The sequence below is a fragment of the Streptomyces angustmyceticus genome (assembly GCF_040701845.1).
GTDB classification, from domain to species: domain Bacteria; phylum Actinomycetota; class Actinomycetes; order Streptomycetales; family Streptomycetaceae; genus Streptomyces; species Streptomyces angustmyceticus_A.
On sequence record NZ_JBFBHQ010000001.1, the window covers coordinates 780,318 to 792,705 of the forward strand.

Here is a 12,388-nt window from a genome sequence, read left to right on the forward strand (position 1 = left end):
AAGCTCAAATCAAGCTCTGAACTCGTCCGCCGCAGGGTTCGCTCCGCCTTGCCGCGGCCATGAGTACCGACACCACGGAGCAAGAGGGGGAGCCATGGAGCGCCTGGGGACGGGGATCGGCTGGCGGCCGGAAATCGCCGCGGAGATCGCGGAGCTGCCCGGGGTGGACTGGGTCGAGGTGGTGGCGGAGAACGTCTGTCCCGGCCACCTTCCGGACGCCTTGCAGGAGTTGCGCGAGCGCGGTACCACCGTCGTCCCGCACGGGGTCTCGCTCGGCCTCGGCGGCGCCGACCGCCCGGACGCCGGCCGGCTGGCCGCACTCGCCGAACGCGCAGAGGCGCTGGGCGCGCCGCTGGTCACCGAGCACATCGCGTTCGTGCGGGCCGGCGGTCCGCTCACCGCCTCCCCGCGCATGGAGGCCGGGCATCTGCTGCCCGTGCCCCGCACCCGTGACGCGCTGGACGTGCTGTGCGAGAACGTCCGCATCGCCCAGGAGGCCCTGCCGGTGCCGCTGGCGCTGGAGAACATCGCCGCGCTGATCAACTGGCCGGGCGAGGAGCTGACCGAGGGGCAGTTCCTGACCGAGCTCGTCGAGCGGACCGGGGTGCGGCTGCTGATCGATGTCGCCAATCTCCATACGAACCACGTCAACCGGGGCGAGGACCCGGTGGTCGCCCTGGACGGGCTGCCGCTGGACGCCCTGGCGTACGTCCATGTCGCGGGCGGTGTGGAGCGGGACGGGGTGTGGCACGACAGCCATGCCCACCCGGTGACCCGGCCCGTGCTGGACGTCCTCGCCGAGCTGTGTGCCCGGACCGCCCCGCCGGGCGTGCTGCTGGAGCGGGACGAGGACTTCCCCGGGATCGGGGAGCTGGCCGGTGAACTCGACGCGATACGCACCGTACTGAAGGAGGCCCGCCATGTCCGCGCGGCGTGAGCCGGCCGCGGGGACCGCGGCGGACGCCCCCGACCGACCGGACGCCCGCAACCAGCCGGGCGGGGTCAGCCGGCCGGACTCCCGCACTCCGCCGGACGCGGCGCCCGACGCCGGCGCGGGTACCGATGCCGCGCGGGAGCGACTGGCGCTGGCGCAGACCGCGCTGCTGTCCGCGCTGGTCGCCGGGACGCCGGCCCCCGAGGGCTTCGACCGGGTGCGGCTGCGGGTGCAGAGCCGGGCGCTGATCGCCAAGCGGGCCGACGTGGTCGCCAAGGTCGCGCCGGAGCTGCCGGAGATCCTCGGCGCCGGCTACCGGCCCGCGTTCGTCGACTATGCGCGGCACCGGCCCATGAGCGGCGGCTACCGCCGGGACGCCCTGGACTTCGCGGCGCATCTGCTGGCCCGGTCGCGTCCCCAGGACCCGGCCGCGCGGCAGCAGTTGACGCGCTGGTGGCGGGAGCGCGCGGGTCCGAGGCCGCTGTCGTCCCGGCCCCTGGCCCGGCTGGCACGTGCCGTGCGGCGCGTTCTGGGCCGGGGGTGAGCGCGATGTCCTTCGCTTCCTGGGCCTTGTGGGGCATCGGTGTCTCGTCGCTGGTGCTCCTGTGCGGCGCGGTCTCGGTACGTCTGCGGACGCCGTCCGTCCGGCGGCGGGACGCCGTGGCCCACGACGTGTGGGAGACGGCGTTCCTCGCCGGCGGTCCCGGCCGGGTGGTGGACGCCGCGATCGCCGGGATGCACGAGGAAGGCCGGCTGGCGGTGGGCGGTCCCGGCGTGGTGACCGTGCGCCAGGCCTTCGCCCGGGACGCGGTCGAGGCGGCCGTCCTGGAGACGATCGCCCGGACGCCCGGCGGCGCGCTGGGGGCGGTGCGCGCCACGGCGATGCGCGGCCCGGCGGTCCAGGGGGTCGGCGACCGGCTGGCGGCCCGCGGTCTGCTGCGCCGTCCGGAGCTCGGCCGGGGCTGGCGCCGGCTGGCGAGCGCCCAGAAGGCGGCCTGTGCGGTCGTCTTCTTCCTGGCGGTGCTGCTCTCCGTCAGCGGGAGCGGTGCGGACGGCCCGCCGTCGGTCGCCCGGGCGTTGCCGGCGCTGCTCGGTGGTCTCGTCGTGGGTCTCGTCGTGGCGTCGCTGTGCAAGAGGGTGTTCACCCGCCGGATCACCAAGGCGGGCTCCGCCGCGCTGCGCTCGGCGCGGGCGGCGCACCCCCGAGGGGCCGGCGCGGGCGGGGCCTGGCAGCCGGCCGCGGTGGTGGTGGCGCTGGGCGGTACGGCGCTGGTCGCGGACGAGTTGCTGCGGCAGCAGTTCGAGGAGGCGCAGCGTGCCACGGCCGCCGCGCCGGGCGGTTCCGGGTCGTCCGGCGGCTCCGCGTCCGCTGACGGCGGGGGCGGTTCGGGGAGCGACGGCGGGTCCTGGTGCGGCTCCTCGGACGGCGGCTCGGGGTCGGGCTGCGGCAGCAGCGGCTCGTCGTGCGGCGGTGGCTCGTCGTGCGGGGGCGGTTCGAGCTGTGGCGGCGGTTCCGGGTGCGGGGGCGGCGGCTGCGGCGGCGGGAGCTGAGGCCCGGCGCCCGCCGCCGCCCGTATCGTGAGAAATTTTGTGGCGGTATTTGTACTCATCCCGTAGAACCTCGGGCATGTGGCTCTTCTTCTTCCTCCTCGCCTCGGGCGTGGCGGCGCTGTCCTGTGCGCTGCTGTGCCGTGCCGCGGTCGCCGCCGCGCGCTCCACCCGGCCGGCGCCGGGGACCGCCTCGGCTCCGGCCGCCGAGGGCGACCGCGCCGGGCTGACCCTCTATGAGATGGCCTATCTCTCCGGCGGCCCGCACCGGCTCGCCGACCTCGTCCTGGTGCTGATGGCCCAGCAGCGGCGGCTGCTGCTCACCGAGACGGGGTGGGCCACCGTCGTCGACCCGGTCGCCGAGGACGCCGTCGAGCGCGCCACCCTGACCGCCATCGGCCCCGGAGGGCAGCGCCGCATACCGCAGATACGGGAGTCCCTCTCCGGGGACGCCGCGGTGCGGGAGGTGGCCGACCGGCTGGTGACCGACGGGCTGGCGCTGCCCGCCGCGGCCCGCCCGGGTATCGCCACCGGGGTCCGCCTGGTGCGGGGTGCCGCGCTGGTGGTGGTGCTGTGTGCCGCCGCTGCCGCCTGGATGGCGCCGGCCGGCGCGGACGGCGGGCTGCTCCTGGGCTGGTTCGCGCTCCCGCTGGTCCTCGCCCTCGGCACCTGGGCCGTGGCCCGCTTCGAGCTCCATCCGTACAGCGACTGGGCCACCGAAGCGGGAGAGCAGCAACTGCCCCGCGCTTCCGGCTCCCCCGTCCCTCTTCCCTCCCTCACCTCGTTCGCCCTCCGCGGCCCCATCGCCCTCACCGACCCCACCTTGCGCGCCGCGCTCCACTCTTCCGGGGCATAGCCTCCGACACCGGTGCCAGGTGCTTTACATCGACAATCGGCGCCCCAACTATCCCTTTTGTATGCACACACGAAGGGACGGCCAGTGAGAGCACTTGCGTTGTACGGCACCATCGGGTCGCTGCTGGTGACCGCCCTCGCCACGGCCCCGGCGGGCGGCGCCACGGGGGCCGCCGCGCCACCCGCGCCCGTGGCGCACCGCATCGGCTTCGGCCGCTGCGCACCGGTGGAGCACATGCCGTCGTCCGTCGAGTGCGGCACCCTCACCGTTCCCCTCGACTACGCGCGCCCCGACGGCAAGAAGATCCACCTCACCGTCAGCCGGATCCGGGCCACGGCGCGCCACGAACGGCAGGGCGCGCTGGTCTTCAACCCCGGCGGCCCGGGCGCGTCCAGCATGGAGTTCCCGCTGTACGGCGGGCTCCCCAAGTGGAACAAGCTGGCCCGCGTCTACGACTTCGTGGGCTATGCGCCGCGTGGTGTGGGCCGCTCGGCGCCGCTGTCGTGCCAGGACCCCAAGAAGTTCGCCACGGCGCCCACCGACAGCCGGGCGCACCCCGACGCGGCCTTCAAGCGCCGCAAGCTGGCCCAGGCCAGGGAGTACGCCCGCGGCTGCGTCCGCCGGGCCGGCGCGGACCTGCCGTACTACAACTCCGTGAACAACGCCCGCGACCTGGACATGCTGCGGGCCGCGCTCGGCGAGCGGCGGCTGAACTTCATGGGCGCCTCGTACGGGACGTACTTCGCCGCGGTCTATGCGACGCTCTTCCCGGGCCACGTCCGGCGGATGCTCTTCGACAGCGTCGTCAATCCCGCGCCCCACAAGATCTGGTACCGCAACAACCTCGATCAGGACATCGCCTTCCAGCACCGCTGGAACGACTGGCTGCGCTGGGCCGCCAAGCACCATGACCGCTACCACCTCGGCAGGACCACGAGGGCGGTGCAGCACTCCTACGACACGGCCGCGCACCGGCTGCGCCACCATCCGCTGGAGGGGAAGATCGGCGCCGGCCAGTTGCAGTCGGCGTTCCTCAAGACCGGCTACAACGACGCCTTCTGGCCGATGCGGGCCGAGGCGCTCTCGGCGTATCTGCGCGGCAACCCCAAGCCGCTGACCGCCCAGGCCCTGCCGCGGCCCGGCGGCAGCAGGGACGAGGAGAACGGCAACGCCGTCTACACGGCCGTGGAGTGCAACGACGCGCGCTGGCCGCACGACTGGCGGACCTGGGACCGGGACAACACCGAGGTCGCCCGGATCGCGCCGTTCGAGACCTGGGACAACGCCTGGATGAATCTGCCCTGCGCCTTCTGGCCCGACCGGGCGGAGACGGCCGCGGCCGGACTCGCCGACGCCGCGCACCGTGCGGACGGCCACGCCGGCGGCCAGGACCTGACCGACGCCGCCGGTCACGCGGCCTCGGTCCAGCTCGACGAGGCGCTCCACGGGCGGCGCGGTCCGCTCGACGTCCGCACGGAGCCCGGCGCGCTGCCGCCGGTGCTGCTGCTGGCGGCGGAGCGGGACGCGGCGACGCCCTACAAGGGGGCGCTGGAGCTGCAGCGGCGGCTGCCCGGCTCCTCGCTGGTCACCGAGAACGGGGCCGGCACCCATGGCATCGCGTTCGGCGACAACGCGTGTGTGAACAGGTTCGTCGAGGCGTATCTGCTGCACGGGAAGATCCCGGCGCGCAAGGTGTACTGCGCGCCGCGCGCGGAGCCGGTGCCGGGCCAGCAGCTGATGCGGGCGCAGCACGCGCTGCCGGGCAAGTAGCGGGCCGCAGGCGCCACGGGCCGTCCCCGAGGGGGCGGCCCGTGGTGCTGGGTGCGGCGGTGCCGGGCCGGGGATCGGGGCCGGCCCCGCGGGTTACGCCAGGCCCGCGACGAGCTCGGAGACCGGCTTGCGGCGCCCGGTGTAGAACGGGATCTCCTCGCGGACGTGCATCCGCGCCTCGGAGCCGCGCAGGTGCCGCATCAGGTCGACGATGCGGTAGAGGTCGTCGGCCTCGAACGCGAGCACCCACTCGTAGTCGCCGAGCGAGAACGACGGCACGGTGTTGGCGCGCACGTCCGGGAAGCCGCGGGCCATCTTGCCGTGGTCGGCCAGCATCCGGCGGCGGTCCTCGTCGGGCAGCAGGTACCACTCGTAGGAGCGCACGAAGGGGTAGACGCTCACGTAGGCGCGCGGCTGCTCGTCGGCCAGGAAGGCCGGGATGTGCGACTTGTTGAACTCGGCGGGGCGGTGCAGCGCCATGTTCGACCACACCGGGTCCAGAGTGCGGCCCAGGCGGGTACGGCGGAAGAGGTTGTACGCCTCCTGGAGGGCGTCCGAGCTCTCCGAGTGCCACCAGATCATCACGTCGGCGTCGGCACGCAGGCCGGACACGTCGTAGGTGCCGCGCACCACCACGTCCTTGGCCGCGAGCTGCGCGAACAGCTCCTCGACCTCCTCGGCGTAGCCGCTGCGGTCCTCCGGGAGGACCTCGCGCAGCTTGAACACCGACCAGAGGGTGTAGCGGATGATCTCGTTGAGGTCCTTGGCCTTCTTGCCGGCGTGCGGGACCTTCTCGGGCGCCGCGGGTGCCTGCGGCCCGGAAGCGGGAGTGGAAGCGTCTGTCATGCCGTCCATTCTCGCTCGGCGGGAGCGGGGACCGGGCGCAGGGTGGCGAGGATGTCGTCGGCGGCCGTCCGGCCCGAGGCGATACAGGCCGGGATGCCGACGCCCCCGTAGAGCGCGCCGCACACCCGCAGGCCCGGCAGCCGCGCCACGGCGTCGTGGATGCGGTCCACCCGCGCCAGGTGGCCGACCGGGTACTGGGGCAGCCCGCCGTCCCAGCGGGTGACCCGCGAGGCGACCGGTGCGGCGGTCAGCCCGACGGCCTCGCGCAGGTCAGCGCGCGAGAAGCCGACCAGTTCGGAGTCCTCGCGCGTGAGGTCCTCCTCGTCGCCGAAGCGGCCGAGGGAGGTGCGCAGTACGAAGAGGTCCGGATCGAAGCGGCCGGACCAGCCCCACTTGTTGCCGGAGAAGGTGGACGCCTTGATCTTGCGGCCGTCCACGGGCGGTACCAGGAAGCCGCTGCCGGTCAGCCGTCCCTCGACGTCGGCGCGGCGGAAGGCCATGGTCACCAGGGCCATGGAGGCGTACTCGACGGACTGCAGCTCGGCGGCGGCGGGCCGGCAGACGGGGGCGAGGAGGCGGGCGGTGGCCGGCGCGGGGGTGGCCAGGACGACGGCGTCGGCGGTGAGCCCGGTGCCGTCGAGGTCGAGCTGCCAGCCGTCGGGGGTCCGCCGCAGGCCGGTGACCGGTGTGCCCGTACGGATCACGCCGCCCCGGGCGCGAACGGCGTCGGCCACCGCGCCCGGCAGCGTCCCGATGCCGCCGTCGATGCCCATGAAGACGGGACCGGTCGCGGCGGCCCCGGCCCGGTGGACGGTCGCGGCGGTCCGCGCCTGGATGCCCCGTACGCCGTCGAGCAGCGAGCGGTGTCCGCGCGCGGCCTCGAACAGCGGGGGCACGGCGGCGCGCATCGAGATCCGGTACGCGTCGCCCGCGTAGACCCCGCCGAGGAGGGGCTCCACGAGCCGGTCGACGACCTCGCGGCCCAGGCGCCGGGCGACATAGGTGCCGACGGCGACGTCCTCGCCGACCTCGGTGCGCGGCAGCCGGGCGTCCTCGTCGATCCGGGCGAGCCCCTCCGGGGAGAGCACACCGGAGGCGGCGAGCGGGCCGAGGTCCCCGGGGACTCCCATGACATGGCCCGTGGGCATCGGGCGCAGCGCGCCGCGCGTCCACAGCGACGCACCTGCCGCGGCGGGCGGCTGCAGCCGGTCGCCGATCCCGACGGCGCGCGCGAGGTCCACCGCCTCCGGCCGCCTGGCCAGCATCGATTCGGCGCCGAGATCGACCGGTACGCCCGCGATCTCCCCCGCCCGCAGCTTGCCGCCGAGCCGGTCCGCGGCCTCCAGCACGGTCACCCGGGCCCCGCCTTCGAGCAGCCGGTGGGCCGCCGCCAGCCCGGAGATGCCTGCGCCGATGACGACCACATGACCGGTGCTGCCGGGCCCGCGGCCCGTGCGGGTGTGCGCTGCGCTCATGCCCCCACTCTCTCAGAGCGCGCCGGCCGTTACGGGACCGGATCATGGCTCCCGCCGCGGCCGGCGCGGGCGGGCACGGTGTCCGGGAGCCCCGTTGACAGCGGGCAGCGGCGGGCAAAGACTCGGGGGCGGCGGGTGGCGATCTTCGTACCGTCCGCAGACCGTCGAGCCGGGACAGCGAGGACAGGGCCTGATGACCGACCCACGCGCACGGGATGTCTACATCGTCGACGCCGTACGGACCCCCGTCGGCAAGTACGGCGGCGCGCTGGCCGCGGTCCGGCCGGACGATCTCGCCGCCCATGTGGTCAGGGCCCTGGTGGACCGCACCCCGGACCTCGACCCGGCGCGGATCGACGACGTCTGTTTCGGTGACGCGAACGGCGCCGGCGAGGACAACCGCAATGTGGCCCGGATGGCGGTGCTGCTGGCCGGGCTGCCGGTGACCGTCCCCGGTGTGACCGTGAACCGGCTGTGCGGGTCCGGCCTGGAGGCGGTCATCCAGGCGGCCCGCGCCATCGCGCACGGGGACGCGCATATCGCCGTGGCGGGCGGTGTGGAGTCGATGAGCCGTGCTCCGTATGTGCTGCGCAAGCCCGAACGCGCCTTCCCGGCGGGCCACCAGGAGATGTTCTCCTCGACGCTGGGCTGGCGGATGGTCAATCCGCGGATGGCCCCGGAGTGGACGGTCGCGCTGGGCGAGGGCGCCGAGCTGATCGCCGACCAGCACGGCATCACCCGCGAGCAGCAGGACGTCTTCGCGCTGGCCAGCCATCAAAAGGCGGTGCGGGCCTGGCGGGAGGGCGCCTACGACGACGAGGTGGTGGCGCTGCCGGAGGTGGAGCTGCCGCGCGACGAGACGATCAGGGAGGCGTCCTCCCTGGAGTCGCTGTCCAAGCTGAAGCCGGTGTTCCGCACGGCCGGCGGCACCGTCACCGCCGGGAACTCCTCGCCGCTCAACGACGGCGCGGCGGCCCTGCTGCTGGTGGACGAGGAGGGTCTGCGGGCCACCGGGCGCGAGCCGCTGGCCCGTATCCGGGCGAGCGCGGTGACCGGCATCGAGCCGCAGCTGTTCGGCCTGGGCCCGGTGGAGGCGGTGCGGCGGGCGCTGGAGCGGGCCGGGCGCGGCTTCGCCGAGGTGACCACGTTCGAGCTCAACGAGGCGTTCGCGGCCCAGGCGTTGGGCTGCATCGGGCAGTGGCCGGAGCTGGACCCGGCCGTGGTGAATCCGCGCGGCGGCGCCATCGCCATCGGCCACCCGCTGGGTGCCTCCGGTGCGCGTCTGGCGGGGGCGGTGGCCCACCAGCTCGCCGCCGCGGGCTCGGGCACCGGGCTCGCCGCGCTGTGCATCGGCGTGGGGCAGGGGCTCGCGCTGGTCCTGGAGCGCTGAGCGCCGCGGCCCGGCGCGGCACACTCGACGAAGCGGTCACACGGCGAAGGGGCACACGGCATGGCGACGGAGCGGCTGGTCATCGTCGGGGGCGACGCGACGGGGATGGCCGCCGCCTCGCAGGCGCGCCGGCTGCGGAAGCCGGACGAGCTGGCGATCACCGCGTTCGAGCGCGGCCACTACACCTCGTACTCCGCCTGCGGCATCCCGTACTGGGTGGGCGGTGAGGTCGACGGCCCGGACGCGCTGATCGCCCGGACGGCGCAGGAGCACCGCGCCCGGGACATCGATCTGCGGCTGCGCCGCGAGGTCACCGAACTCGACCTGGACCGCGGCCGGGTGCTGACCCGGGAGCTGGACGACGGCGGCCGGGAGTCGTGGACCGGCTTCGACAAGCTGGTGCTGGCGACCGGCGCCCGCCCGCGCCGCCCCGAGCTGCCGGGGATCGACGCGCCCGGCGTGCACGGGGTGCAGACCCTGGACGACGGCAGGGCCCTGCTGGACACCCTCGACGCCTCCCCGGGGCGGCGGGCGGTCGTCGTGGGTGCCGGCTACATCGGGGTGGAGATGGCCGAGGCGCTGATCCGCCGCGGCTACGAGGTCACCGTGCTGGAGCAGAGCGCGCAGCCCATGTCCACCCTCGACCCGGACATGGGCGCGCTGGTCCACGAGGCGATGTGCGCGATGGGCATCGAGACGGTGCGGGGTGCCACCGTCACCGGTGTGCTGACCGGCGAGGGCAGCGCCCCCGGGGGAGGCCGGGCCCGCGCGGTCACCACAAAGGACGCGGAGTACCCGGCGGACGTGGTCGTGCTGGGCCTGGGCGTACGCCCCGAGACCACGCTCGCCGCCGCGGCCGGGCTGCCGCTGGGCGCGTCCGGCGGGCTGCTCACCGACCTCGCCATGCGGGTCCGCGGCCATGACCACATCTGGGCGGGCGGCGACTGCGTGGAGGTCCGGGACCTGGTCTCCGGGCAGCTGCGGCACGTCGCGCTGGGCACCCACGCCAACAAGCACGGGCAGGTCATCGGCGCCAACGTGGGCGGCGGCTATGCGACGTTCCCCGGTGTCGTGGGCACGGCCGTCAGCAAGGTCTGCGACCTGGAGATCGCCCGGACGGGGCTGCTGGAGCGCGAGGCGCGCGCCGCGGGGCTGCGCTTCGTCACGGTCACCGTCGAGGCCACCAACCGCGCCGGCTACTACCCCGGCGCCCGCCCGATGCACGTCAAGATGCTCGCCGAGCGCCGTACGGGCCGGCTCCTGGGTGTGCAGATCGTCGGGCGGGAGGGCGCCGGCAAGCGGGTGGACGTCGCGGCGGTCGCGCTGACGGCCGGGATGACGGTGGAGCAGATGACCGCGCTCGACCTCGGCTACGCCCCGCCGTTCTCCCCGGTCTGGGACCCCGTCCTGGTGGCGGCCCGCAAGGCCACCGCCGCCGTACGGGACGCCGGGGCCTGACCGCGCGGGCAGGCCGCCGGCGCCGGTTCCGGCGTCGTGCGGTGCGCCGCGCTCAGCGCGCCGTCCGCGTGTGGACGTAGTCGACGAGGCGGGTCAGCGCGTCCGGGTCGGTGGTCGGCAGTACGCCGTGGCCGAGGTTGAAGATGTGGCCCTCCAGGCCGGCGGCCGCGTCGAGGACCTCGCGGGCCTTGTTCTCGACGGCCTCACGGGGGGCGAAGAGCACGGCCGGGTCGATGTTGCCCTGCAGCGCCTTGCCGGGGCCGACGCGGCGGGCCGCCTCGTCCAGGGGGACGCGCCAGTCGACGCCGACGACGTCCGCGCCCGCCTCGCCCATCAGGCCGAGGAGTTCGCCGGTGCCGACGCCGAAGTGGATGCGGGGCACGCCGAGGCCCTCGACCGCACGGAAGACCTTGGCGGAGGCGGGCATCACCGAGCGGCGGTAGTCGGCCGGCGAGAGCGCGCCGACCCAGGAGTCGAAGAGCTGGACGGCGCTCGCCCCGGCCGCGATCTGGACCTTGAGGAACGCCGCGGTGATGTCGGCGAGCCGGTCCAGCAGGTCGGCCCACAGCTGCGGGTCGCCGTACATGAGGGCCTTGGTGCGCTCGTGGTTGCGCGACGGGCCGCCCTCGACGAGGTAGCTGGCGAGCGTGAAGGGCGCCCCGGCGAAGCCGATCAGGGGCGTGGCGCCGAGCTCGCGGACGAGCATGCCGATGGCCTCGGTGACGTAGGGGACGTCGCCGGGCTCCAGGGGGCGCAGCTGCTCCAGGTCGGCGCGGGTGCGGATCGGGTTCTCGACGACCGGGCCGACGCCGGGCTTGATGTCGAGGTCGATGCCGAGGGCCTTGAGGGGGACGACGATGTCGCTGAAGTAGATCGCGGCGTCGACGTGGTGGCGGCGCACGGGCTGCAGCGTGATCTCGGTGACCAGATCGGGCCGCATGCAGGAGTCGAGCATCGCGATGCCCTCGCGGACCTTGCGGTACTCGGGCAGTGAGCGGCCGGCCTGGCGCATGAACCACACCGGGGTGTGCGGCACCGGCTCACGCCGGCACGCCTTGAGGAAAGCCGAGTCGTGTGTACCGGTCTGCTGCTGGCCCGTGGGGCATTCGTTGGCGCTCACGCCCCAAATCTTCGCACGCCGGGACGACCGCCCACGGGGCCAGGTGGCCGATATCTCCGCATGCGCCCGGGGGCACCTCCGAATGGGCGACGCGCGCACCGGGTGTCCTCCCCGTATGCGGGCCCGGTTCCGCCTAATCTTCCGGGCATGGCTGCGGCTCACGAACACCTCGCGGACAGCGCGGACGACGCCCCGATCCCCTTCCGTCAGGCGGTCGATGCGCTCCGCGCGGCACGGCTGCGGCCGGAGATCGAGATCGACCCGACGCCCGCTCCGAAACGGCTCGCCCCGTACGCGTACGCGCTGGAGGCGGCGGTCGTCGAGCGCGGCTCCGGTCCGGACGGCGAGGACCGGGATCTGGCGGACGGCCGGCTGGTGGTGCTGCACAACCCGGCCGGGGACGACACCTGGCAGGGCACCTTCCGCGTGGTGACCCTGGCGCGCGCGGAGCTGGAGCCGGAGATGGGCGCCGATCCGCTGCTGCCGGAGGTGTCGTGGTCCTGGCTCACCGGTGCGCTGGACGCGCGCGGGGTGCGCTACGGCGCGCCGAGCGGCACGGTGACCCGCGCCGGCTCGCACTACTTCGGCGGGCTCGCGGCGCGTGAGCCCGCCACGCAGATCGAGATCCGGGCGTCATGGACTCCGGCCGAGGGCGCCGGTGGTGTGCCGGAGCTGGCGGTGCATCTGGCGGCGTGGTGCGATCTGCTGTGCCAGGTGGCGGGCCTGCCGCCGGCCACCCTCGACATGACGCCGCGCGGCGGGATCGTCCCGCTGCCGCAGCGCCGCGGTGCGCAGCCCCGCTGAGCTGCGCTTTCCCGCTCTCCCCCCCAGCGCGGTGATCATTTTTGTGCGGAGCCGGTCCGGGCGTGCGCCCGCGCCCGCGGACGCCGTGATCACCGCGCTGCCGCATTCGGTAACGGGTTCGGACGGCATCGCGTACGGCTTTGATCATCTTGGTGCACACCCGGTGTCCACCTCTGATCGATCACCC

Annotated in this window: 9 protein-coding genes and 1 pseudogene; 7 read left to right on the top strand and 3 right to left on the bottom strand. The window is 74.7% G+C overall.

Going from position 1 to position 12,388, the window contains the following annotated elements:
• Nucleotides 1-94: 94 nt before the first annotated feature.
• The 4 genes and pseudogenes from AB0411_RS03325 to AB0411_RS03340 all read left to right on the top strand — a co-directional run bounded on the left by AB0411_RS03325 (nt 95) and on the right by AB0411_RS03340 (nt 5,108).
• Nucleotides 95-1,478, top strand: a pseudogene (locus AB0411_RS03325) (DUF692 domain-containing protein).
• A gap of 5 nt (nt 1,479-1,483) precedes the next feature.
• Nucleotides 1,484-2,485 carry a TIGR04222 domain-containing membrane protein gene (locus tag AB0411_RS03330; RefSeq protein ID WP_366415467.1) on the top strand — a complete coding sequence of 334 codons (1,002 nt, stop codon included), beginning with the start codon at nt 1,484-1,486 and terminating at the stop codon, nt 2,483-2,485.
• Between the two features lie 76 nt (nt 2,486-2,561).
• Complete coding sequence (locus AB0411_RS03335; RefSeq protein WP_366415468.1) at nt 2,562-3,338, top strand: TIGR04222 domain-containing membrane protein; 777 nt, start codon at nt 2,562-2,564, stop codon at nt 3,336-3,338.
• A gap of 84 nt (nt 3,339-3,422) precedes the next feature.
• Nucleotides 3,423-5,108: an alpha/beta hydrolase gene (locus AB0411_RS03340; protein ID WP_366415469.1), complete on the top strand. Its 1,686-nt coding sequence runs from the start codon at nt 3,423-3,425 to the stop codon at nt 5,106-5,108.
• Between the two features lie 93 nt (nt 5,109-5,201).
• On the opposite strand, the gene hemQ is transcribed toward AB0411_RS03340, so the two are convergent.
• Complete coding sequence (gene hemQ, locus AB0411_RS03345; RefSeq protein ID WP_366415470.1) at nt 5,202-5,954, bottom strand: hydrogen peroxide-dependent heme synthase; 753 nt, start codon at nt 5,952-5,954, stop codon at nt 5,202-5,204.
• Complete coding sequence (hemG, locus tag AB0411_RS03350; RefSeq protein WP_366415471.1) at nt 5,951-7,429, bottom strand: protoporphyrinogen oxidase; 1,479 nt, start codon at nt 7,427-7,429, stop codon at nt 5,951-5,953. The genes hemQ and hemG overlap by 4 nt, the downstream gene beginning before the upstream one ends.
• A 193-nt stretch (nt 7,430-7,622) precedes the next feature.
• Between hemG and AB0411_RS03355 the strand changes: the two genes are divergently transcribed.
• Both AB0411_RS03355 and AB0411_RS03360 read left to right on the top strand, forming a co-directional pair.
• Nucleotides 7,623-8,819 (top strand): thiolase family protein, encoded by a 1,197-nt coding sequence (locus tag AB0411_RS03355; RefSeq protein ID WP_366415472.1) that lies wholly within the window; start codon nt 7,623-7,625, stop codon nt 8,817-8,819.
• 60 nt (nt 8,820-8,879) lie between these two features.
• On the top strand, nt 8,880-10,277 hold the full coding sequence (locus AB0411_RS03360) for an FAD-dependent oxidoreductase (RefSeq protein ID WP_366415473.1): 1,398 nt from the start codon (nt 8,880-8,882) through the stop codon (nt 10,275-10,277).
• Nucleotides 10,278-10,329: 52 nt separating this feature from the next.
• On the opposite strand, the gene hemE is transcribed toward AB0411_RS03360, so the two are convergent.
• On the bottom strand, nt 10,330-11,397 hold the full coding sequence (hemE, locus tag AB0411_RS03365) for a uroporphyrinogen decarboxylase (RefSeq protein ID WP_366415474.1): 1,068 nt from the start codon (nt 11,395-11,397) through the stop codon (nt 10,330-10,332).
• 147 nt (nt 11,398-11,544) lie between these two features.
• Here hemE and AB0411_RS03370 point away from each other — a divergent pair, with 147 nt between their 5' ends.
• Entirely contained in the window at nt 11,545-12,201 is a 657-nt protein-coding gene (locus AB0411_RS03370; protein WP_152104285.1) for a DUF3000 domain-containing protein, read from the top strand.
• The last annotated feature ends 187 nt before the right edge of the window (nt 12,202-12,388 follow it).

Excerpts from the sequence above, each read along its gene's own strand:
- AB0411_RS03330 (WP_366415467.1), top strand. The coding sequence starts at position 1,484 with ATGTCCTTCGCTTCCTGGGCCTTGTGGGGCATCGGTGTCTCGTCGCTG.
- AB0411_RS03335 (WP_366415468.1), top strand. The coding sequence starts at position 2,562 with ATGTGGCTCTTCTTCTTCCTCCTCGCCTCGGGCGTGGCGGCGCTGTCC.
- hemQ (WP_366415470.1), bottom strand. The coding sequence starts at position 5,954 with ATGACAGACGCTTCCACTCCCGCTTCCGGGCCGCAGGCACCCGCGGCG.
- hemG (WP_366415471.1), bottom strand. The coding sequence starts at position 7,429 with ATGAGCGCAGCGCACACCCGCACGGGCCGCGGGCCCGGCAGCACCGGT.
- AB0411_RS03355 (WP_366415472.1), top strand. The coding sequence starts at position 7,623 with ATGACCGACCCACGCGCACGGGATGTCTACATCGTCGACGCCGTACGG.
- AB0411_RS03360 (WP_366415473.1), top strand. The coding sequence starts at position 8,880 with ATGGCGACGGAGCGGCTGGTCATCGTCGGGGGCGACGCGACGGGGATG.
- AB0411_RS03370 (WP_152104285.1), top strand. The coding sequence starts at position 11,545 with ATGGCTGCGGCTCACGAACACCTCGCGGACAGCGCGGACGACGCCCCG.